The organism is Mesorhizobium sp. GW821-FHT04C10, from assembly GCF_059420305.1.
Window position 1 is genome coordinate 1,982,501 of record NZ_JBWKTL010000001.1, and the last position, 21,078, is coordinate 2,003,578.

The following is a 21,078-nucleotide window of genomic DNA, read 5'->3' on the forward strand; positions in this document are numbered from 1 at the left end:
ATACATAGGGGTAAAGTGGCGAACGCGGGGAACTGAAACATCTAAGTACCCGTAGGAAAGGACATCAACCGAGACTCCGGAAGTAGTGGCGAGCGAACCCGGACCAGGCCAGTGGCGATTGAGAGACAAGCGGAACCTTCTGGAAAGTAGGGCCATAGTGGGTGACAGCCCCGTACGCGTAATGCAATCAATCGTCCTCGAGTAAGGCGGGACACGTGAAATCCTGTCTGAAATTGGGGGGACCACCCTCCAAGCCTAAGTACTCGTGCATGACCGATAGCGAACTAGTACCGTGAGGGAAAGGTGAAAAGCACCCCGACAAGGGGAGTGAAAGAGTACCTGAAACCGATTGCCTACAAACAGTGGGAGCCCGCAAGGGTGACCACGTACCTTTTGTATAATGGGTCAGCGACTTAGTGTGACGAGCAAGCTTAAACCGCTAGGTGTAGGCGCAGCGAAAGCGAGTCTGAACAGGGCGTTCAGTTCGTCGCATTAGACCCGAAACCGAGTGATCTAGCCATGAGCAGGTTGAAGGTAAGGTAACACTTACTGGAGGACCGAACCCATAACTGTTGCAATAGTTCGGGATGACTTGTGGCTAGGGGTGAAAGGCCAATCAAACTCGGAAATAGCTGGTTCTCCGCGAAATCTATTTAGGTAGAGCGTCGACCGAATACCCCAGGGGGTAGAGCACTGGATGGGCTAGGGGTCCTCACCGGATTACCAAACCTAACCAAACTCCGAATACCTGGGAGTACTAGTCGGCAGACACACGGCGGGTGCTAACGTCCGTCGTGAAAAGGGAAACAACCCTGACCTACAGCTAAGGTCCCCAAGTTATGGCTAAGTGGGAAAGGATGTGAGGATCCCAAAACAACCAGGATGTTGGCTTAGAAGCAGCCATCATTTAAAGAAAGCGTAACAGCTCACTGGTCTAAATAAGGGTCTTTGCGCCGAAAATGTAACGGGGCTAAAGCCATACACCGAAGCTTAGGGTTCGTAGCAATACGAGCGGTAGCGGAGCGTTCTGTAAGCTGATGAAGCCATACCCGTGAGGGGTGGTGGAGGTATCAGAAGTGCGAATGCTGACATGAGTAACGTAAGGGGAGTGAGAGACTCCCCCGCCGAAAGACCAAGGGTTCCTGCTTAAAGCTAATCTGAGCAGGGTTAGCCGGCCCCTAAGACGAGGCGGAAACGCGTAGTCGATGGGAACCACGTTAATATTCGTGGGCTTGGAGGTAGTGACGGATCATTGAGGTAGTCCAATCTTATCGGATTGAACGGGCTGCTGCGTGGTTCCAGGAAATAGCTCCTCCTTATAAACCGTACCCGAAACCGACACTGGTGGTCTGGTAGAGTATACCAAGGCGCTTGAGAGAACTATGCTGAAGGAACTCGGCAAATTGCACGCGTAACTTCGGAAGAAGCGTGACCCTTTTCTACGCAAGTAGAGGAGGGTGGCACAGACCAGGGGGTAGCGACTGTTTATCAAAAACACAGGGCTCTGCGAAGTCGCAAGACGACGTATAGGGTCTGACGCCTGCCCGGTGCTGGAAGGTTAAGAGGAGGGGTGCAAGCTCTGAATCGAAGCCCCAGTAAACGGCGGCCGTAACTATAACGGTCCTAAGGTAGCGAAATTCCTTGTCGGGTAAGTTCCGACCTGCACGAATGGCGTAACGACTTCCCCGCTGTCTCCAGCATAGACTCAGTGAAATTGAATTCCCCGTGAAGATGCGGGGTTCCTGCGGTTAGACGGAAAGACCCCGTGCACCTTTACTATAGCTTTACATTGGCATTCGTAGTGGCATGTGTAGGATAGGTGGTAGGCTTTGAAACCTGGGCGCCAGCTCAGGTGGAGCCACCCTTGAAATACCACCCTTATTACTATGGATGTCTAACCGCGGCCCGTTATCCGGGTCCGGGACAATGTATGGTGGGTAGTTTGACTGGGGCGGTCGCCTCCTAAAGAGTAACGGAGGCGCGCGATGGTGGGCTCAGAACGGTCGGAAATCGTTCGCTGAGTGCAATGGCATAAGCCTGCCTGACTGCGAGACTGACAAGTCGAGCAGAGACGAAAGTCGGTCATAGTGATCCGGTGGTCCCGCGTGGAAGGGCCATCGCTCAACGGATAAAAGGTACGCCGGGGATAACAGGCTGATGACCCCCAAGAGTCCATATCGACGGGGTTGTTTGGCACCTCGATGTCGACTCATCGCATCCTGGGGCTGGAGCAGGTCCCAAGGGTATGGCTGTTCGCCATTTAAAGCGGTACGTGAGTTGGGTTCAGAACGTCGTGAGACAGTTCGGTCCCTATCTGCCGTGGGTGTAGGAATATTGAAAGGATCTGTCCCTAGTACGAGAGGACCGGGATGGACGGATCTCTGGTGGACCTGTTGTGGCGCCAGCCGCATAGCAGGGTAGCTATATCCGGACGGGATAACCGCTGAAGGCATCTAAGCGGGAAACCCACCTTAAAACGAGTATTCCCTGAGAACCGTGGAAGACGACCACGTTGATAGGCCGGGTGTGGAAGAGCGGCAACGCTTGAAGCTTACCGGTACTAATAGTTCGATCGGCTTGATCGTTCTCATTCCTTATGCTCATCGCTCCAATGGAGGATGACAGGCACATAAAGACCAGCGAACAGCCCCGAGAGGCACCCGACAGCTCCGCTGCCGACGCCTCTTCGTGCTCTTTGCTCAAAAGCTTCTCGAATAACGTGCGTTTTGCCGACCTGGTGGTTATGGCGGAGCGGCTGCACCCGATCCCATTCCGAACTCGGCCGTGAAACGCTCCAGCGCTGATGGTACTTCGTCTCAAGACGCGGGAGAGTAGGTCGCTGCCAGGTCTGCTAAACGCACGTTTTATGTGTCACATCGTACTTTCCAAAAATCGAAGCCGATTTTTGGGGCGACGTGATGAAATCTTCTCTCTACGAACAAGGCCCGCCAACGGGAAACACGGGCCGCGTAAGCGGCCCTTTCATTTGGTGAGCCATCTACCTATTTGTAGGCCATCCTATTCGTAGGTGTGCGCTTACGTCCAAAGCAAGCAAACGCTTGCTCGGATCAGCAAGCAAACGCTTGCTTAGTTCGGCAAGAAAACGCTTGCCTAGGTCAGCAAGCAAGCGCTTGCCTAGGGTTGACGCGGGGTGGAGCAGCCCGGTAGCTCGTCAGGCTCATAACCTGAAGGTCACAGGTTCAAATCCTGTCCCCGCAACCAAATACAAAAGAGCCCGCCATCGTGCGGGCTCTTTTGCATTTTGCCGTGGGGCCGGCCGATTTTAACCCGCCATCAGGGGCCCCAAGGAGGCAAAGCCGACGCCGCGGGACAGAAAACTCAAATTCTGCCCCAAAACCAACATCACAAACGGCCCGCCCGGCATCCCCGCCGGCGGGCCGTTTTGCTATCCGGATGAACCACAACACCCGAAATCAGCCCGCCTGGCTCACAGCCCGCGGGCCGTTCCCGTCTCGGAAGGCGGCCGCCGCCATCAATCCGCTCCCAGCATCCGGGGGCTCAGCCTCCGCTGACGCGGCCCGGCAAAGCCCAGACCCAAGCCAGTCCCAAACGCCCGGCCCAACGGCGAAGGCCGAATCAGAGCCGCCATCCAAAACCAGGCCCAGACGAATAATGCCGGTCAGGTTCCCTCCCTCCCGCCTTCACTGCGCCTATGACCAGAAAATCGACCCACCATAAAAATCCCAAACCAAGCATCCCCGACGGCGTCGGCATCGGCACGCTTCTCGCCTCGGGCAAGGGCGGAAAGCCGGCCTCAGCCGAGCCCGGCCGATGCCAATCGCATCAAGGCCTCACGGACGCCGACGCGGCGATAGGTTTCGGTGACGAGGCCGTCCCGTCTCAACTCTTGGCGGCGGCGTTCGACAAAGGCGCGTTCCTCGGCGGTCAAATCGTGCTCGCGCTTGCGAAGCCAGTCCTGGTAGGACGAGTCGAGTTCCTTGACCGGCTTGGCCGCCGTTGAAACAGAAGCCGGCCGGCTGTCGGTGTAGCGCGGTCGCAAGGCACTGTTGGGATTGTATTCGGTCCGCTTGTCGTTGCCAGAAATGACCAGGTCGGGATCCGGGACCCGGCCCGACGGACTGTAAACGAATGCCGAGGCAATGCGGTCCAGCGCGGCATCGACCTCCTTCGGCCGATGCACGACATCGCGCGGTGCGCGGTCGGGAACGGCCAGCCTCGTGATGCCGCGATCATTGATGGCGTCGAGTACCTCGCGATGATCGCGCGAGGTGATCACCTCACGCCGGGCCGGCCAGAAATCATATGGTGCATGCGCGCCATGACCCTTGCCGATGTGGAAGGCATAGATCTCCGGATAGACCGTGAGCTCGGTGCGGCGGCTTGGCTTGATGTCGTAGAAGGAGGTGATGGCGATCTGCAGCAGATGGGTGGCACCGATGCCGCCAAGCGCATCGTCGATCACCAGGCCGAACCGGTCATGCGGGTTCCAGTCCGGCAAGGCCTGCGCGATCGAAGCGGGCTTGCCGTCGATCTCGACGTCGAACATATCAGCCTTCAGCAATGTCACGACATGCATTGCGATCTCCGTCGTTTTGCGGCGATTCGTCAGGACGTCATCTGATCAGCAGCGCTTGCACTTGTCAGCCGGCATCCGGCTTGAACCGCTCGACCCGAGGCAAATCAGCCGGGCCCCGCGAGACTCCTTTCCCATCCGCTTCGGCATGGTTAATAGTGTCAATTTCGCGGAGGATCGATCATGGAACAAAGCCGGCTATCGAAGAAGGAGCGGCATGAGCTCATTCTGTCGGAAGTGCGGCGCTCGGCCTCCATCCGTATCTCCAGGCTCGCAATGCGCCTTGGTGTCGCCGGCGAAACGATTCGGCGCGATCTTATCGAGCTTGGCGACGCGGGATTGCTCAACCGGACCTATGGCGGCGCGACGATCTCGCTGGTGACATCCGAGCCTGTGATCGCCGAGCGCAGCCAGACCATGATCGAGGAGCGCGCCCGGATCGGGCGTGGCGTAGCCGGGCTGGTTGAGAAAGGCCAGATCGTGATGATCGACGGCGGCTCGACGACTTACGAGGCGGCGCGCAATCTCTCGCAGCTAAGGCGCGACCTGACCATCATCACCAACTCCATCGGTGTCGCCTCGGTGGCCGGCGCCAATCCAACCTTCCGGGTTATCCTGTGCCCCGGCACCTATGACAGCCGCGAAGCCAGCGTGCTCGGCGAGGACACTGTGGAATTCGTCAGGCGCTACAATGCCGATGTTGCGATCATCGGCGCCTCAAGCCTGTCCGTGGATGGGCCCAGCGACATGATCTCGGGGGCGGCCGCCGTGAAACGAGCAATGATTGCACGAGCGCTGTCGACAGCGCTTGTGGTGACCCATGACAAGTTCGGCCGCAACAGCCTCGAACGCGTCTGCGCAATCGGCGAGCTTTCCGACATCGTCACCGATCGTGAGCCGCAGCCGGCGCTGCGCGCCGTCATCGAAGCGGCTGGCACGGAACTCCACGTCCTGGGCGGCTGAACGGGACCGCCCGGCTATCTATGCGTCGCCAGCCATTTTGGCTCGCAGCCAGGCCGTGATCGCATCGAAGTCGATCGGTTTCGTGGTGTCGACGTTGAAGAGCGGCCCGCGCCGCAACGGCTCGGCGCGCTTGGCGAGCTCGATCAGTTCGGGAATATAGGCGGCACCGGGATGGCCGGCGGGGCGCTGGTCGAGTCGGGCGCCGTATCGCTCGGCAAGCACTTCGCCTGGCGCGTGGCACCATACTTCAACGGTCTGCCCGACACCGGCTTTTCGCAGATGATCCTCCAGAACCTCGCGTGGCTGGAAGCCGAACCAGGCGTCGACGATTACGGTGGTCCCGGCGGGAGCTTCGCCGACGACGGACCAGATCGCCTGGTAGCTGGCGCGGCCGAGCGTGCGGTTGAACAGGCGGTCGCCGCCGCCGAGCACTTCGAGAAACGGGTTCTTGATCGTGTCGAGCGCCAGCAAGGGCCAGCCCATGCGATCGGCGATGCCGCGCGAGACGGTGCTCTTGCCGCTGGCGGGGATTCCGTTGACGAGCACCGCGCGCTTGATCTGGCCGGACAGGGCCGAGGGGGCAACCGAAACGGCATGCGGCTCCCCCGCCAGGGCCTGCAGGCCGGCTCCGATCACACCGGCGTCATCACCGAGCTGCGCGGGTTCGACCTGGCATTGATACCAGGGCGCCAGCGCCGGTGCGCGGCCGAGCGCTAGGTGCGCCGCCCGGCCGAGGCCGCCGCCAAGCAGCACCAGGTCGGGATCGAGCACCGCAACGGCGGTGTCGATGGCGGCGCGCAGCGGCCTCGCCCAGGCATCCAGTACGCCGCGCGCGGTGGTGTCGCCCGCCGTATCGCGGGCAAAGAGCTGATCGACCGAAATGCCGGGGCCGAGCCCGGCGCGTGCAATGTGACGGCCGAGCGCCGTGCCCGAACTGGTGGTCTCGACGCAGCCGCGGCGGCCGCAGGCGCAGACCTCGCCATCGACGTCGACAGTGATGTGGCCAAGCTGCCCTGCCGTTGCCGAGCCACGCGTGATCCGCCGATCCTGGGCGACAGCGCCGCCAATGCCGGTGCCGATAGTGAACATGACAATGTTGCCGTGACCACGCCCGGCGCCGAGCGCCATCTCGGCGGCCAGCGCCATGTTGCAGTCATTGTCGATGACGACAGGCTTGCCCGTCATGTCTTCCAGGCGCCGCGCCAGTGCAACCGAGGCGAGGTTGACATAGCCGCCTGACAGGACCGCGCCGCGCCGCGCGTCGACGCGGCCGGGAACACCGACGCCGATGGCCTTCACATCAGGCGTGTCGAGAAGGCGCACCATGTCGGCGATGCGGCCGAGCACCAGCTCGGGGTCGGGCGCGCTCTTTTCGGAAACGCGCTTGAGGATCTCACCGGTCTCGGCGATGCGGGCGGCACGCAGATTGGTGCCGCCGATGTCGATTCCTATGCTGAGAGGCATGGCGTCCTGCATTTGTTTTCACGCAATTCCGGACGCAAACCGCTTCACACTTTTGCTGGAATAGCTCTAGTCCAAATTCGACTATCAGGCAGCGGCTTTTTGCCGGTAGTGCCCGATCACGGCCTGGATCTCACGCAATCGCGGCACCGCGATGGTCTTAAGCCTTTCGCGCTGGATGTCACGGTCGAGCGAGATGCAGTCCTTCCAAAGCGAGCGGCCGGCGATGACGCCCGAGGCGCCGTTCTGCATGGCGATCTCGACCTGGCCGAGGAAGGTGGCGTGGTTGACGCCGGCCGAAAGCACGGCCCAAGGCACCTCACCGGCCATTTTGGTGATGTTGGCGCAAGCTTGCGGCGTTCCGGGGTAGGGAAGCTTCAGCACCTTGGCGCCGCAGTCGAGCGAAATCCTGGTGCCTTCCTCGACCAGCCACGGTGTCTTGGCCGCATAGTCCTCGGGGCTTTCGCCTTCGAGCTGATAGGTCAGGAACTCGACGACCAGCAGCAGGTCTTCCTGCCCGAAATCGGCGATGCACTGGCGCAGGATGGCGATGTTGTGCTCGTTGGCTTCAGGCTTGTCGGCCCGCAGATACACCATGATCTTGCCGCCCGTGCCGCCGAGTGCGCGGACACGGCGCGCGTCGATGTCTGGAACCAGGCGCGACAGACGGTAACCCTCGGGCGAGACGTCGAAACCGGAAGCGTCGAGGCCGATGAGAAGCGCCGTATCGCGGTTCAGCACACCCTCGTCGACAATGCGCGGCACCGCGCAGAGCGGGTCGAGCAGCACGCAGGATGCGGCACTGGCGAGGTAGCGCGTGATATCCGCCTTGGTGTCGCCAAGCATGTCGTTGGTGATCCTGGCCTGTTCGGCCGGGTCGGACGCCAGCAAGGTCCGCATGCCGCCGCGCTGGTCGCAGGCTATGGCCACCATGGCCCCGTCCTTGCCGCATATCTGCTGATAGCCGCGCAGTTCCGCGGTGGTCATCTTCGTCATGGTCTCAATCCGATGTTGGCGCTCTCTCACGAAGGGCGCGGATCCGTGAAAACAAGAATATTCGGTTCTGCCCGCCTTGCCGGCAGACAGGGAGATTTGCCGAGGTGCTGCGCCATCCGCCCTCGCGAACGACGCCTCGCCGGCCTTGTGACCAGGGATCGGCGGCAAGTTGCGAGTTGGCTGGATTTGCGCGATAACTCCCGTCGGCGTATGTGTGTGTAACACGTTGCTGAAAGGAATTGCAAGCTGTCTGTTTCTCCCATCCAGGATGCCACCCCATCGCGGACGATGCTGCACACGGTGGCCAAGCTGCATTACGTGGAGGAGATGTCGCAGGTCGACATCGCCCGGCAGCTCGGTGTCTCCACCGCGACGATTTCGCGTCTGCTGCAGCGGGCGCGGGCCGAGGGTATTGTCCGCATCGAGGTTCTCGACCTTGCGACACCGGAGGACATCACAAGGCAGCTGGTCGACGGCTTGAAATTGCGGGATGCCGCGGTGGTGGAGACGCCGGCGGCGGGTACGCTGGCGGCGCTCGCGGCGCCGCTTGGCGGTCTGCTCAGGCAGGCGCAACTGGTGGCGGGCTCCGTCGTCGCCATCGGCTGGGGACGCGCGGTGCGCGAGGTCATCCGGGCCGGCCTGCCGCGCATGCCGGGCGTGCTGACCGTGGCCGCCACCGGCGGCATGCAGCAGCAGGCGGCGCATTTTCAGGTCAACGAATTCGTGCGACTCGCCGCCGAGGAGTTCGGCGGCACACCGCATTTCATCCATGCGCCTTATCTGCCGTCCACCGAATTGCGAGAGGTCTTCCTGCGCGACACCGCCATTCGCGATGCCGTCGCTTTGTGGGAGAGGACCGATGTCGCGATCGTTGGCATCGGCTTGCCGCACGCCATCAATGCCCCGGAGGCAAGTGCCGCCACGCCCAGTGAGCAGGCGCTCGTTCATGCGGCCGGCGACGTGCTTCGCCATTATTTTGATGCCGAGGGCACGCTGATCGCTTGGGAAGGGGAGAGCCGGATGATCGCAATGTCGCCGGCGCAGCTGCGAGCCGTGCCGCTGGTCATCGGCGTTGCCGCATCGCCGGAGAAGGCGACGGCGATCATTGCCGCCGTTCGCGCCGGACTCATCAACACGCTGGTGACGGATACCAAGACCGCGCAGGCCATTCTGGCCACCCTCTCGCAGACATAGACCGGCGGCAATAGCGCGTTGACGCTGCCCTTCTGGAGGTGGCTCCAGGGCGCTGCCGCGAAATAGGTTGTGTCGCCGAAGGCGCGGAGCAATAGTTGGCCGGGGCTCCACGGAGCGGTCAGATGTTGGACTGTGTGAATATCCCGGCGCTGCAAGCTCGGAAAAACCGGGTTGCAATTTATTTCTGCAAAGTATTACAAGTTCGAACGCCCGCTGGCAAAGCGTGGCGCGGGGCACAGTTTGTCGGACCTCTCGGAGGCAGAGGACGGGGCTGTGGCCCAGTGCGCCGGTCGGCTGACCGGCCGACATGTTGACTGGAGGGCGCTTGGGAGGAGCTGCCCGCGAAAGGCAAACAGGCGTTCACGGCCGTTGGCATCCGTCTCTGCACGGATGACGGCCATTCCAATGTCACTCGCAACGGCAGATCTGCCAATAATGAGGAGGATGTCATGAAGAAGATCGTTGCCGCGCTCGCGGCGCTCGCCGTCAGCGCGACGGTGTTGATCGCGCCCGCGCAGGCGCAGGACAAGAAATACACCATCGCGCTCATTCCGGGCCTCACCACCGACGGCTTCTACATCACCATGCGCAAGGGTGCCCAGGCAGCGGCTGACGCGCTCGGCGTGAACCTGGTTTTCCAGGGAGCTTCGGACTTCAACCCGGTCACACAGGTGCCGGTGCTTGACGCGGTCATCGCCAAGAAGCCGGACGCGATCCTGATCGCACCGACCGACAAGGTCCAGTTGGTCGAGCCGTTGCGCAAGGCCAATGATGCCGGCATTCCGGTCATCACCGTCGACACCTTCATCGGCAGCGGTGTCTACCAGACCGGTGCCGGCGATGCCGATTTCCCGCTGTCCTACATCGCCTCGGACAATGTTCTCGGCGGCGAGATCGCGGCGCGCGCGCTGGCAACCGCCATTGGCGACAAGGGCAAGGTCTATGTCTCGAACGTCAAGCCTGGCGTCTCGACCACCGACCAGCGCGAGGAGGGCTTCAAGAAGGAGATGGCAAATCATCCCGGCATCACCGTGCTGGAGACCCAGTTCAATGACGACGACGCCAACAAGGCGGCTTCGCAGCTGCAGGCGGTGTTCGCGCGCAATCCCGACCTGGTCGGCGTGTTCGGCGCCAATCTGTTCTCGGCGCTGGGTGCCGCCAATGGCGTCAAGCAGGCCGGCCAGACGGGCACCGTCAAGGTGGTTGCCTTCGATGCTCCGACCAGCATCGTCGACAACATCAACACCGGCCTGGTCGACGTGGCGATTGCCCAGCATCCCGCCGAGATCGGTTATTATGGCGTTGTCTCGGCCTACGCCCACCTGACCGGCCACTCGATCCCGGTCACGATCGGCACCGGCTTCACGATCATGAACAAGTCCAACATCGCGGACCCGAACATCTCGAAGTATCTCTACTCCGAGTAAGTCCAGACGTGCTTGGCTCCTCCCGCTCAACGGGAGGAGCCTGTGCCGGTCCTCGCCAGAGGCGGGACCTGTTTGAAGGCAGCCGCACCGCGGAGTATCCATGACCTCGACATCACCAGCCCAACCGGCCGAGAAGCATGTCGCCCCTCAGGCCGACCACGGCGATCCGGCCAGAAGCCTGATCGGACGTATCGCCGAAGCGCGCGCCTGGCTGTTCCTCGCCGGCCTGATCGTCTGTTTCGAGATCTGGTCGAGGCTCGCCTTCGGTGTGACCTTCGTCCTCAATCCGTTCAACCTGCAGTCCATCGCGATATTCGCCGTGGCGCCGCTGCTGCTGGCGACCGGGCAGACCTTTGTCATCATTTCGGGCGGTATCGACCTGTCGCTCGGCTTCATCATGGGGCTTGCCGCCGTCGTCGCCGCGCACGCCACCAACATGGCGGGTGCTGCCATCCCCTTGCCGCTGGCCATGCTGGCGGGCATCCTCGCCGCGGTCATCGTTGCCGGCGTGCCCGGCGTCATCAACGGCCTGCTCATCTCGCGCCTCAGGGTGCCGCCCTTCATCGGCACGCTCGGCATGTTCGGCGTCGCGCGCGGTGCTGCGTTCCTGCTTGCCGGCGGCACGACCGTGCCGGTGCAGAATTCCTGGTTCGCGCTGCTCGGCAACGGCAAGGTCCTTGGCGTGCCCTATCTGGTGCTGATCACCGCTATCTTCGTCGTCGTGATGCACTATCTGCTCAGCCAGACCCGGTTCGGCCAGCACAATTATGCCATCGGCGCCAATGTGCAGGCGGCGCGTCGCTCCGGTATCGATATCAGGGGCCACATATTGCGGCTCTATGTGCTGTCGGCAATGTGTGCCGGCCTTGGCGGCGCGCTCTATGCCGCGCGCTTCACGGCGGGTGCGGCGCAAGCCGGCGAGCCCTTGCTGCTCGACAGCGTCGCGGCGGTGGTGATCGGCGGCGCCAGCCTGTTCGGCGGTTCCGGCACCATCTTCGGCACGGTCGCCGGCGCGCTGGTAATCGCGGTCATCCAGTACGGGCTGGTCTTCGTCAATGTCGAGCCGTTCTGGCAGTTCATCGCCGTCGGCGTCGTCATCATCATTTCCGTCCTTATCGACCAGGCGCAACGCCGGTTCAGTGGAGCCCGTCAGGATGAATAGCAGCAACCAGACCACGCCCCTGCTGGAGGTTCGAAACCTGTCCAAGCACTTCGGCGCCGTGCGCGCGCTCAACGACTTCTCCATGGCCGTGCGACCGGGCGAAGTGGTGGCGCTGGCCGGTGACAACGGTGCCGGCAAGACGACGCTGATCAAGGCGATATCGGGGGTGTTCCAGCCGACGGGCGGCGAAATCCTGCTCAGGGGCCAGCCGGTGACGTTCGCGACGCCGCAAGAGGCGCGCGAAAAGGGCATCGAGACGATCTACCAGGATCTCGCGCTCGCCGATAATCTGTCGATCGGCGCCAACATATTCCTCGGCCGCGAACCGATGCGCAAGGCGTTCGGCTTCCTGCCGGTGCTAGACCGCAAGGCCATGGCCGAGGCGGCCAAGGCGACGATGGGCCGGCTGGACTTCCATGTCAGCCGGCTCGAGGCCCCGGTCAGCAACTTCTCCGGCGGCCAGCGCCAGGCCGTCGCCATCGGCCGCGCCGTCTACTGGGATGCACAGATCCTGATCATGGACGAGCCGACCGCCGCGCTTGGCGTGCCGGAGCAGCGCAAGGTCATTTCGCTGATCCACCAGCTCAAGGCGCAAGGGCGCGGCGTGATCTTCATCTCGCATAATCTGCAGGACATCTTTGCGGCCTCGGATCGCATCGTCGTGCTGCGGCGCGGCGTCCAGGCCGGTGAGCGCAAGATCTCCGAGACCAATCATGACGAAGTCGTCAAACTGATGGTTGGCGGCTAAGGTGGATTGATATTCAGGTGATGCCGGTCTGCAAACGACGGCCTCCTGCGCTTCCGGTGCTCGCGTACTTTAAGTACGCTCCGCTCCGGTTCTCGGAAGCCATCGTTTTCGACTCGGCCTGACCTGAATCTCAACACACCTTAGACCGTCGATTGCTTAGGCGGCATCGCGGTTGGTCAATGCGATGTGGCAGCAGCCGGAGCCGTGGCCCGGCGTCCAGGTGACGTTGTCGAAGCGCACGCCGGTCGCCTCGAACAGGCCACGGTCGAAGGCGCCGGCGATGCGGCAGAGCGTGGCGAGCTTTTCATCGCCGACGCCGGCCTCGACCCAGGCATCCTTCAGCGGGCAGCGTTTGACCTTGAAGGCGATGCGGTCATCGCCGCGCTCGACATCGGTCGGATACATCTGGCCGCCATCCGGGCTGACGGCCAGGAAGGCCTCGCCGATGGCGCGCGCATCATTGGCGCCGAAGCTGGCGAAGGCAGCCGCGGCCACTTCCTTGCCGCGCTGTTCGATGGCGCGGATCATGATCGCCTCCGCCTTCTCGGTGCCCAGCTCTCCGGTCAGTTCGTCGAGGAAGAGGCGGTAGAGATCGGCGCGGTTGCGGAAGGCGGAATCGAGTTCGCGCGACAGTTTCTCGGCTCTGGCTTCTGGGTCGGTCATGATGCGTCCTGTGTGGTTCTTTTGAGCCTTGGCGCAGCTGCCACCAACGCCTTGCCAATGGCCGATTGCGGTGCGTCGATGACGGCACGGGCGTCGCCGCTCTCGGCAATCCGCCCGGCATCGAGCAGGATGACGCGGTGGGCGACCGCGCGGACGACGCCGAGATCATGGGAAATGAAGAGATAGGCGATCCGTTCCTGTCTTTGCAGGTCAAGCAACAGGTCGAGGATCTGGCCGCGTATCGAAACGTCGAGTGCCGACACGGCCTCGTCGAGTACGATCAGCGATGGCTTCGTGGCGATGGCGCGGGCGATGGCTACACGCTGCCGCTGGCCGCCGGAAATTTCATGGATGGCGCGCGGCGCCAGATCGGCCGTCAGCCCGACACGCTCGAGCAAGGCAGCAATGCGGCGCGGGCGTTCAGTGCGAGAGGCGATACCATGGATGCGCAAGGGATCGTCGAGCACGCGCGCCACCGTGGCGCGCGGATTGAAGGCGGCAAGCGGATCCTGGAACACCATTTGCAGGCGAGCGCGGCGTGCTCTAAGCGCAGCGCCACTCAAGGCCAGGAAATCATCGCCTTCGAATTCGATGCGACCGGCGTCCGGTTCGATCAGGCGCAGCACCAGCCGCGCGATCGTCGACTTGCCGCTGCCGGAGGGGCCGGCCAGCGCCAATGTTTCGCCGGGCTCGATATGAAAAGAGACATCGTCGGCCGCAATGACGGTCTTGCCGCTGCGACGGTAGCGTTTGGTGAGATTGGACACCGAGAGCAAGCTCATCCGTGGAGCTCGCTTCGGTTCAGCAGCGGTTCGGCGTCGAGGCCGATATGGGCGTCGAGCAGCGCGCGGGTGTAGGGCTGGGCCGGCGCGCCGACAATCCGCGCCGCCGTGCCAAGCTCGACCAGCTGGCCGTGGCGGAAGACGGCGATGCGCTCGGCGAGATCTGCCGCCAGCGCGATGTCGTGGCTGATGAACAGCAGCGTCATGCCATCCTCGGCCACCAGCCTGCGGATCAAGTCGACGATCTCGGCCTGCACGATGGTGTCGAGCGCGCTGGTCGCTTCGTCGGCGATCAGCAGTTTCGGTTCGGCAGCGATCGCGGCGGCAATCGCCACGCGCTGCTTCTGGCCGCCGGAGAGTTGATGCGGAAAGGCATGCAGGGCCGAGTCCGGGTCGGGCAGGTGGACGCGCTGGAGCAAGGTCTTTGCCTTCGCGTATGCCTGAGGCCAGGTAAGGCCGAGATGAGTGCGGGCGACTTCGGCGATCTGTTTGCCGATGGTCATGACGGGGTCGAGGCTGGCGGAAGGGTCCTGAAAGACGAAGCCGATGTCGCGACCGAGGAGGGGAACTCCACCGCGAAGATGACGAAGTTGGCGCTCTACGGTGCCCAAGATTGGTTGTGTTCGCCAGAACCAATCGATCCGCCCTTCAACCCTGGCGCTCGCCGGCAAAAGCCCCGCAATCGCCAACGCCAGCGTGCTTTTCCCTGAACCGCTTTCGCCGATAATCGCCAGACGCTCGCCAGCCACAATATCGAAGCCGACGCCTTTCAGCGCTGCCACTTCGCGACCGTCGCGGCGGTAGGTCACCGTCAGGTCGCGGTTCGAAGCCAGCACGGTCACGACAGGCCTCTCCTGACCGCCGTCGTCTCGACGATGCCTTCGCCGGCGAGATAGACGCCGAGCACGGTGAGCACCAGGGCGATGCCCGGGACGATCGACAGGAAGGGCGCGGTGCGCAGAACCGCGCGGCCTTCGGCGATCATCCCGCCCCAGGTGACAAGGTTGGGATCGCCAAGGCCGAGAAACGACAAGGCCGCCTCGGTGAGGATGGCGGCGGCGACGATCACCGAGGACATCGCCAGCACCGGCGGCAAGGCGTTAGGCAGCACCTCGCGAAAGGCGATTTCGAGCGGGTGCATGCCGATGGCGCGCGCACTGGCGACATAATCGCGTTCGCGAATGGAGAGGACTTCGGCGCGGGCTATTCGAGCCGGTCCGGTCCAGGTGCCGAGCGCTATTGCCACAACGACAATGCCGAGCGACGGGCCGACGACGCTGACGAAGGCCAGCGCGAGCAGGAAGCTGGGTACTGTCTGGAAGGCATCGGTGATGCGCATCAGCACCTCGTCGGCGAGGCCGCCGGCAAAGCCGGCCAGCGTACCTATCACCGCGCCGATGGCGAGTGCCGCCGCCGCCGCTGCTAGGCCGACAACCAGGGAGGTGCGGGCGCCATGGAAAAGCTCCGCCAGCACGTCGCGGCCGAGCCGGTCGGTGCCGAGTGGCAGCGACCAATCCTGGAAAGGCGGCAGCAGCGCCGGGCCGGCGATGGCTTGCGGGTCACCTGGAAACAGCAGCGGCGCGATGAGCGCCATCGCAATCAGCGCGGCCAAGAGGATGGCGCCGGCGACGGCCTCGGGCGTGCGCAGAAAGCGGCGCAGCGGGTTCATGCGCTGGCCTCGCCGGCACCAACGCGCGGGTCGAGGAAGGCATAGGCGATGTCGACGAGAAGGTTGATGATGATGACCAGGACGGCGCTGGTGAGGATGATGCCGAGCAGCAGGGGCGTGTCGCGCGAAGCCACCGCTTCCTGCGCCAGCCGGCCGAGGCCGGGCACGGAAAAGACGCTCTCGATGACGACGCTGCCGCCGAGCATCTGCGCCGACTGCAGGCCAAGCATGGTGACCAGTGGCAGCAGCGCGTTGCGGGCGACGTGGGCGAGCACGATGCGGCGACGCGAAAGCCCCCTGGCGCGGGCGGCCAGCACGAAATCCTGGCGCCAGGCCTCGGCCATGCCGGCGCGCATCATGCGCAGGTAGAGCGCCAGATAGATGAAGCCAAGGGCGCAAACCGGCAAGACGAGATGGACGGCGATGTCGGCCGCACGGTCGAGGCCGGTCTTGTCCGAGGCGAGCGTCTCGATACCGCCGATCGGCAGCCAGCGCAGGTCGACGGCAAAGACCACGATCAGCACTAGGCCGAGCCAGAAACCCGGCACGGCATAGAGCGCCAGCGAACCGATCGACAGGAAGCGGTCGCGGGCGCTGCCGGGCCTGGCGCCGGCATAGATGCCGAGTGCCGAGCCGAGGCCGAAGGACAGCGCGGTGGCGCTGACCATCAACAGCAGCGTGTTGGGCAGGCGCTCGAGGATGACGTCGCGGATCGGCCTGGAGAAGGTCACCGACTGGCCGAGATCCAGATGCAGCAGCGCCCAGAGGTAGCTGGCCAGCCGCGTCAGTTCCGATTGGTCGAGGCCCCAGCGATGGCGCAGCAATTCGATCATGCCGGCGTCGCCGCCGGTCGAGACGATGTAGGCGTCGACCGCGTCGCCGGGTGCGGCCTCGAGCAAGAGGAAGGTGCCGATGACGACGATCAGCAGCACGAAGATGCTGCCGAGGAGGCGGCGGCGGATGAGGGTGAGGGCGCGGTTCATGGGAAAGCCGCACTCGGATTAAGCCATAAGGGTCGAGTTCTACGGCGCCCCCCTCTGTCCTGCCGGACATCTCCCCCACAAGGGGGGAGATCAGCTGTTGTCTCTGTCTTCGCTAATTTCCAACGCTGCAGGATTGAGCGAGGCGCAAAAACTGCCAATCTCCCCCCTTGTGGGGGAGATGTCCGGTAGGACAGAGGGGGGCGCGACGGAACTCTCACCGTGGAAGCTGAGCACCCGACTACACGATGCGCAAGCCTTGAGAGTACACTAGCCCGCCAGATACGTGTCCGCCCAGTTAGACACCGCCCAGCGCGGATTGTTGGCGATGTTGCCCACCGTGTCGCGGGCAACGCTGATGAAACTCCATTCGGCGACGTTGATCAGCGGCAGGTCGGCCGCCACCTCCTTCTGGAACTCCTTGTAGAGGTCGGTGCGGGCCGTGGTGTCGAGCGTTTCCGAGGCCTTGGTGATCAGCGCGTCGAGCGCATCGTTCTTGTAGCCACCCTGGTTGGAGAACGGCACGCCGTCGGGAATGCCGCTCTGCACCAGGATGGTGGTCGAGATCGCCGGGTCGCCGCGGAATACGGGCGGGCCGACGGCGAGGTCGAAGGCGTGGTCGGTGTAGACCGCCTTGATGTGCGCGGCGGAGTCGTTGTTGACCAGCTGCGCGTCGATACCGATGGCTGCCAGCGCCTGGCGCAGATAGTCGCCGAACTGCTTGGTCTCGTTGAAATAGGGCGCCGGCAAAAGTTTCAGCGTGAAGCGCTTGCCGTCCGGGCCTTTCTTGTAGCCAGCTTCGTCGAGCAGCGCGTTGGCCTTGGCAACGTCGAAGGCATAGATCGGCACATTGGCGGTGTAGAATTGCGGATCGTTCTTGGGCACCGGGCCGGTGGCTGTCGCGGCATAGCCGAGGAACACCGTCTTGACGACGAAATCCTTATCGATGGCATGCGCGATGGCCTGGCGCACTTTCAGATCGGCCAGTTCCTTGCGGCGATGGTTGATCTCGACGACGAGCTGATAGGTCAGCCCCTCATAGCCCTTGGAGATCACCTTCAGGCCCGGCACCTTGGAGATGCGGTCGAGGTCGGCCAGCGGCACTGCGGAAAAGGCGGCGAGCTGGATCTCTTCGGCTTCGAGCGCGCTCGCCGCCGACGTCCGGTCGGGCAGAACCTGGTAGATGATCTCGTCGAGATAGGGCTCGTCCTTGCCCCAGTAATCGGTGTTCTTGATCAGCCGGTAATACTGGCCGGCCTTGTAATCGCCGAATTTGAATGGGCCGGTGCCGATGGGGGCGGTGTTGGCCGGGTTGTCCTCGATCTTGCCGACTTCGTAGACGTGTTTCGGCACGACGCTCGACAGCGCCGGCAGCGCGTTGCGGATCAGCTGGAACGGCGTCGGCTTGGCGAATTTGAAGACGGCGGTGAAATCGTCCGGAGTGTCGACGGCCGCAAGGTCCTTGAACACGGTGCGGCCGAGATTCTGCAGCGGCTTCCAGATCTGCAGCGCCGAGAAGGCGACGTCGGCAGCGGTGAACGGCTTGCCGTCATGCCATTTGACGCCTTCGCGCAGTTTGAACGTCACTGAAAGTCCATCGGCGGAACCTTCCCAGCTCAGCGCCAGGCGTGGCGCGAGCCCGTCCTTGCCATCGAAGGAGGCTTCGGCCAGCGTTTCGACGATCTTGCTGGAGATGAAGAAGACGCCGTTCGAGGCGACGATCGCCGGGTTGAGGTTGCGCGGTTCGGAGTCCGCGGCCAATACCAGCCGTCCACCCTTCTTCGGCGTCTGCGCCCAGCCCAATGTCGGCATGGCCGTGGAAGCCAGAAGCATCGCCGAGCCGGCAAGCATCGTGCGTCTGGAAATCGTGGAACCTGGCATGATCGAACTCCGTCCTCTCCGCGACCCGACCGGGCGCGACAACACCCCTCGGATGCCGGCATCGGCATCCTTGCGGCGGCGATTATGAGCCTTGCCGAGGGTTTCGCCAGAGACGGAATTGGCGCATCCTTGCTTGGCTTTGAAATTTTCGTCCGCTGGACCAGTTTGAGAGAACGGGCTCAAGCCAAACAATCTGGTAGGACCAGATTTGGCGCATATGCGACAGATGACGAGTTGGTGACCGTTCAGAAGCGCCGGTCGCGTATTTCTGGCTAGACCAGAGTGGGCAAAATGGTGCAGATTTGATCCACCGCCAAGGGATATGGGCGAAACAGCATCGATCCCAGGCAAATTCAGGGAGAGAGACATGAACATTGCGCCGGGCAAGAATGCCGTCAGCAATATCCCTTTTGACCAGGCGAGGGTCGACCGGCTGATGGAGGAGGCCGGCATCGATGTGCTGCTCGCAACTTCCAAGCACAACACGCAGTACCTGCTGGGCGGCTACAAGTTCATCTTCTTCGCCGCCATGGATGCGATCGGCCACAGCCGTTACCTGCCCATCGTCGTCTACGAAAAGGGCGGTCCGGATCACGCCGCCTATATCGGCAACCGCATGGAGGGCGGCGAGCACCAGAACAACCCGTTCTGGACGCCGACGCTGCATGCCGCCTGTTGGGGCACGCTGGATGCCGCGAACCTGGCTGTCGAGCATGTCAGGAAGATCGGCAAGGATGGGGCGCGCATCGGCATCGAGCCGGGCTTCCTGCCGTCGGACGCCTATGCGCTGATCCGCAAGGCGCTGCCCGACGCCAAGCTGATCGATGCGACAACGATGCTGGAGAGCATGCGCGCCATCAAGACCGATGCGGAACTGGAGAAACTGCGCACCGCCTCCGAGCTGATCACCGATTCCATGCTGGCGACCATCGCCTGGGCGCGCGAAGGCACGACCAAGGCCGAGATGATCGAACATCTGCGGCGCGAGGAAACCAATCGCGGCGCGCATTTCGAATATTGCCTGCTGACCCTGGGCTCCAGCCACAACCGCGCGGCATCGCCGCAGGCGTGGAAAAAGGGTGAGGTGCTGTCGATCGATTCCGGTGGCAATTATCACGGCTATATCGGCGACCTCTGCCGCATGGGCACTCTGGGCGAGCCGGATGCCGAGCTGGAGGATCTCCTGGCCGAAGTCGAGACAGTGCAGCAGGCCGCCTTCTCGAAGGTGAGGGCGGGCACGCTGGGCGGCGACATGATTTCGCATGCCGAGGGCGTGCTGAAGTCATCGAAGGTCGCGGCCTACACGGATTTCTTCGCGCACGGCATGGGCCTGATCACGCATGAGGCGCCGTTCCTGATGACCAACCACCCGGTGGCCTATGAAGGCACCTACGCGGCCAAGCCGCTGGAGAAAAACATGGTGCTGTCGGTCGAGACGACCATGCTCCACCCGACGCGCGGCTTCATCAAGCTGGAGGATACGCTTGCGGTGACCGACAGCGGTTATGTGATGTTTGGCGATCGCGGGAGGGGGTGGAACAGGGGCGGGGTGGCTTAATTGTAGTACGCAAGAATTGCTATTTTCAGGCTCGGTATAACGACAAGCTCTCCGGACAGCTTTGTCGTGAAATACGAGCCAGGCATTTTTAACGCATCGGATATGGCTTTGTCCGTTTCGCGTGAATTGTTCATGCACTGCAAAGATAGCGAGAAAAAGCCCTCTGGGCCGACCCAGCCTTGTGGTACCGGCGTCTTCTGCCATTCCGCATAGCTGAAGTAGTAGGCGTTCCGATCCGTGGCCGGATAGCCCCTACCCTGACGGGCATTTTGGAAAAACGCTAACCCCTGTTGGCCAATTGCGGAAAGTGTTTCATCGGTCAGGTCGAAAATGACTCCGCCACATGCCTTCCCCAGAAGAAGCACTGCGTCGCTTCCCTGTGTGTTGACGCTATATGTCTGAATTTTGTCGGGTAGCGCTTTCGTATAAAAAGCATCCCTATAGTGATCCCAGGCAATCCAAATCGATAGCGCGCCCACTATCGGAATTATCACTAAGGACCGGCGCAAGAATACGTCCTTTTCTGAGCGGAAAGTCAGCTATCTCGTAGCCCATGGTTTCGCCTCGAAGCCGGATATTCGAAGGCGTTTATGTGCAAATTTCTACGATTTGGAAATCTATGCGCCCGCCGGGAGCAGCTTGAAATCCGGCAGCTCCCGTAAAACCAGCTCCGGCCCGGCCGGCGAGTAAACGACGAAGAGTTGCATCGGTTCGTCGCCGGTATTCAGCGTCGAGTGGAAACGGCTCTCAGGCACGTAGATGGTGCAGCCGGGGCCGACCTTGGCGACCACCGCATTGCCCTTTTCGTCCTCGACCATCTGTTCGCCATGGCCGGAGATGACGAAGATGATCTCCTCGGCGCCCGGATGGTTGTGGCGGGTGTGGCCCTTGCCGGAAGGCAGGTCGACGACGCCGCCGGAAAAGCGGGTCGCGCCATTCACTTCCGGCGCCACCGTCAGCGCCAGCCTGCCCCAGTCGAAGCCGAAGGCGCTGACGTCCTTCGGATAGACAAACACCTTGCTCTTGTCGGTCATCTCTC

General features: G+C 62.6%; 17 protein-coding genes, 1 tRNA gene and 2 rRNA genes (1 of these 20 running past the window's edge). 9 read left to right on the forward strand and 11 right to left on the reverse strand.

Annotated elements, in window-relative coordinates:
* From AC07UC_RS09600 to AC07UC_RS09610, 3 genes are all read left to right on the forward strand, one after another.
* Positions 1–2,585 (forward strand): 23S ribosomal RNA (locus AC07UC_RS09600) (it extends 270 nt beyond the left edge of the window).
* Positions 2,586–2,733: 148 nt separating this feature from the next.
* A 5S ribosomal RNA gene (gene rrf, locus AC07UC_RS09605) occupies positions 2,734–2,848 on the forward strand.
* A 297-nt stretch (positions 2,849–3,145) separates the two neighbouring features.
* Positions 3,146–3,222: transfer RNA gene (locus tag AC07UC_RS09610), tRNA-Met, on the forward strand.
* Between the two features lie 553 nt (positions 3,223–3,775).
* Here AC07UC_RS09610 and AC07UC_RS09615 read toward each other — a convergent pair.
* Positions 3,776–4,558: a hypothetical protein gene (locus AC07UC_RS09615; protein ID WP_494905357.1), complete on the reverse strand. Its 783-nt coding sequence runs from the start codon at positions 4,556–4,558 to the stop codon at positions 3,776–3,778.
* 180 nt (positions 4,559–4,738) lie between these two features.
* Between AC07UC_RS09615 and AC07UC_RS09620 the strand changes: the two genes are divergently transcribed.
* On the forward strand, positions 4,739–5,518 hold the full coding sequence (locus AC07UC_RS09620) for a DeoR/GlpR family DNA-binding transcription regulator (RefSeq protein WP_494905358.1): 780 nt from the start codon (positions 4,739–4,741) through the stop codon (positions 5,516–5,518).
* A gap of 18 nt (positions 5,519–5,536) precedes the next feature.
* Here the strand turns inward: AC07UC_RS09620 and AC07UC_RS09625 are convergent, their stop codons facing one another.
* Positions 5,537–6,982: an ROK family protein gene (locus AC07UC_RS09625; RefSeq protein ID WP_494905359.1), complete on the reverse strand. Its 1,446-nt coding sequence runs from the start codon at positions 6,980–6,982 to the stop codon at positions 5,537–5,539.
* An 84-nt stretch (positions 6,983–7,066) separates the two neighbouring features.
* A complete protein-coding gene (locus AC07UC_RS09630; RefSeq protein ID WP_494905360.1) occupies positions 7,067–7,975 on the reverse strand; it encodes a tagatose-bisphosphate aldolase in 909 nt (302 codons plus the stop codon).
* 288 nt (positions 7,976–8,263) lie between these two features.
* Here AC07UC_RS09630 and AC07UC_RS09635 point away from each other — a divergent pair, with 288 nt between their 5' ends.
* The 4 genes from AC07UC_RS09635 (at position 8,264) to AC07UC_RS09650 (ending at position 12,506) form a co-directional block, all read left to right on the forward strand.
* Entirely contained in the window at positions 8,264–9,169 is a 906-nt protein-coding gene (locus AC07UC_RS09635; RefSeq protein ID WP_140772214.1) for a sugar-binding transcriptional regulator, read from the forward strand.
* Between the two features lie 449 nt (positions 9,170–9,618).
* Positions 9,619–10,596: an ABC transporter substrate-binding protein gene (locus tag AC07UC_RS09640; protein WP_140772212.1), complete on the forward strand. Its 978-nt coding sequence runs from the start codon at positions 9,619–9,621 to the stop codon at positions 10,594–10,596.
* 100 nt (positions 10,597–10,696) lie between these two features.
* Positions 10,697–11,758: an ABC transporter permease subunit gene (locus tag AC07UC_RS09645; protein WP_140772210.1), complete on the forward strand. Its 1,062-nt coding sequence runs from the start codon at positions 10,697–10,699 to the stop codon at positions 11,756–11,758.
* Positions 11,751–12,506 carry an ATP-binding cassette domain-containing protein gene (locus AC07UC_RS09650; protein ID WP_494905361.1) on the forward strand — a complete coding sequence of 252 codons (756 nt, stop codon included), beginning with the start codon at positions 11,751–11,753 and terminating at the stop codon, positions 12,504–12,506. The genes AC07UC_RS09645 and AC07UC_RS09650 overlap by 8 nt, the downstream gene beginning before the upstream one ends.
* A 156-nt stretch (positions 12,507–12,662) precedes the next feature.
* On the opposite strand, the gene AC07UC_RS09655 is transcribed toward AC07UC_RS09650, so the two are convergent.
* The 6 genes from AC07UC_RS09655 to AC07UC_RS09680 form a co-directional block, all read right to left on the reverse strand.
* Positions 12,663–13,169 (reverse strand): L-2-amino-thiazoline-4-carboxylic acid hydrolase, encoded by a 507-nt coding sequence (locus AC07UC_RS09655; RefSeq protein WP_494905363.1) that lies wholly within the window; start codon positions 13,167–13,169, stop codon positions 12,663–12,665.
* On the reverse strand, positions 13,166–13,951 hold the full coding sequence (locus AC07UC_RS09660; RefSeq protein WP_494905364.1) for an ATP-binding cassette domain-containing protein: 786 nt from the start codon (positions 13,949–13,951) through the stop codon (positions 13,166–13,168). Before AC07UC_RS09660 ends, AC07UC_RS09655 begins: the two co-directional genes overlap by 4 nt.
* Positions 13,948–14,793 carry an ABC transporter ATP-binding protein gene (locus AC07UC_RS09665; protein WP_494905365.1) on the reverse strand — a complete coding sequence of 282 codons (846 nt, stop codon included), beginning with the start codon at positions 14,791–14,793 and terminating at the stop codon, positions 13,948–13,950. The genes AC07UC_RS09660 and AC07UC_RS09665 overlap by 4 nt, the downstream gene beginning before the upstream one ends.
* A complete protein-coding gene (locus AC07UC_RS09670) occupies positions 14,790–15,620 on the reverse strand; it encodes an ABC transporter permease (RefSeq protein ID WP_494905366.1) in 831 nt (276 codons plus the stop codon). The genes AC07UC_RS09665 and AC07UC_RS09670 overlap by 4 nt, the downstream gene beginning before the upstream one ends.
* Positions 15,617–16,603: an ABC transporter permease gene (locus AC07UC_RS09675; RefSeq protein WP_494905367.1), complete on the reverse strand. Its 987-nt coding sequence runs from the start codon at positions 16,601–16,603 to the stop codon at positions 15,617–15,619. Before AC07UC_RS09675 ends, AC07UC_RS09670 begins: the two co-directional genes overlap by 4 nt.
* A gap of 267 nt (positions 16,604–16,870) precedes the next feature.
* Complete coding sequence (locus tag AC07UC_RS09680; RefSeq protein ID WP_494905369.1) at positions 16,871–18,481, reverse strand: ABC transporter substrate-binding protein; 1,611 nt, start codon at positions 18,479–18,481, stop codon at positions 16,871–16,873.
* 367 nt (positions 18,482–18,848) lie between these two features.
* On the opposite strand from AC07UC_RS09680, the gene AC07UC_RS09685 reads away from it, so the two are divergent.
* Positions 18,849–20,039, forward strand: a complete 1,191-nt coding sequence (locus AC07UC_RS09685) for a M24 family metallopeptidase (RefSeq protein ID WP_494905371.1) — start codon at positions 18,849–18,851, stop codon at positions 20,037–20,039.
* Here AC07UC_RS09685 and AC07UC_RS09690 read toward each other — a convergent pair.
* Positions 20,036–20,404, reverse strand: coding sequence for a hypothetical protein (locus AC07UC_RS09690; protein WP_494905373.1), 369 nt, complete (start codon positions 20,402–20,404; stop codon positions 20,036–20,038). The genes AC07UC_RS09685 and AC07UC_RS09690 overlap by 4 nt on opposite strands.
* A 252-nt stretch (positions 20,405–20,656) precedes the next feature.
* On the reverse strand, positions 20,657–21,073 hold the full coding sequence (locus AC07UC_RS09695) for a cupin domain-containing protein (protein ID WP_494905375.1): 417 nt from the start codon (positions 21,071–21,073) through the stop codon (positions 20,657–20,659).
* Positions 21,074–21,078 lie beyond the last annotated feature (5 nt).

Coding starts and splice junctions, on each gene's coding strand:
- AC07UC_RS09650 (WP_494905361.1), top strand. CDS start 11,751: ATGAATAGCAGCAACCAGACCACGCCCCTGCTGGAGGTTCGAAACCTG.
- AC07UC_RS09635 (WP_140772214.1), top strand. CDS start 8,264: ATGCTGCACACGGTGGCCAAGCTGCATTACGTGGAGGAGATGTCGCAG.
- AC07UC_RS09685 (WP_494905371.1), top strand. CDS start 18,849: ATGAACATTGCGCCGGGCAAGAATGCCGTCAGCAATATCCCTTTTGAC.
- AC07UC_RS09695 (WP_494905375.1), bottom strand. CDS start 21,073: ATGACCGACAAGAGCAAGGTGTTTGTCTATCCGAAGGACGTCAGCGCC.
- AC07UC_RS09625 (WP_494905359.1), bottom strand. CDS start 6,982: ATGCCTCTCAGCATAGGAATCGACATCGGCGGCACCAATCTGCGTGCC.
- AC07UC_RS09660 (WP_494905364.1), bottom strand. CDS start 13,951: ATGAGCTTGCTCTCGGTGTCCAATCTCACCAAACGCTACCGTCGCAGC.
- AC07UC_RS09655 (WP_494905363.1), bottom strand. CDS start 13,169: ATGACCGACCCAGAAGCCAGAGCCGAGAAACTGTCGCGCGAACTCGAT.
- AC07UC_RS09630 (WP_494905360.1), bottom strand. CDS start 7,975: ATGACGAAGATGACCACCGCGGAACTGCGCGGCTATCAGCAGATATGC.
- AC07UC_RS09675 (WP_494905367.1), bottom strand. CDS start 16,603: ATGAACCGCGCCCTCACCCTCATCCGCCGCCGCCTCCTCGGCAGCATC.
- AC07UC_RS09670 (WP_494905366.1), bottom strand. CDS start 15,620: ATGAACCCGCTGCGCCGCTTTCTGCGCACGCCCGAGGCCGTCGCCGGC.
- AC07UC_RS09645 (WP_140772210.1), top strand. CDS start 10,697: ATGACCTCGACATCACCAGCCCAACCGGCCGAGAAGCATGTCGCCCCT.
- AC07UC_RS09680 (WP_494905369.1), bottom strand. CDS start 18,481: ATGCCAGGTTCCACGATTTCCAGACGCACGATGCTTGCCGGCTCGGCG.
- AC07UC_RS09620 (WP_494905358.1), top strand. CDS start 4,739: ATGGAACAAAGCCGGCTATCGAAGAAGGAGCGGCATGAGCTCATTCTG.
- AC07UC_RS09640 (WP_140772212.1), top strand. CDS start 9,619: ATGAAGAAGATCGTTGCCGCGCTCGCGGCGCTCGCCGTCAGCGCGACG.
- AC07UC_RS09615 (WP_494905357.1), bottom strand. CDS start 4,558: ATGCATGTCGTGACATTGCTGAAGGCTGATATGTTCGACGTCGAGATC.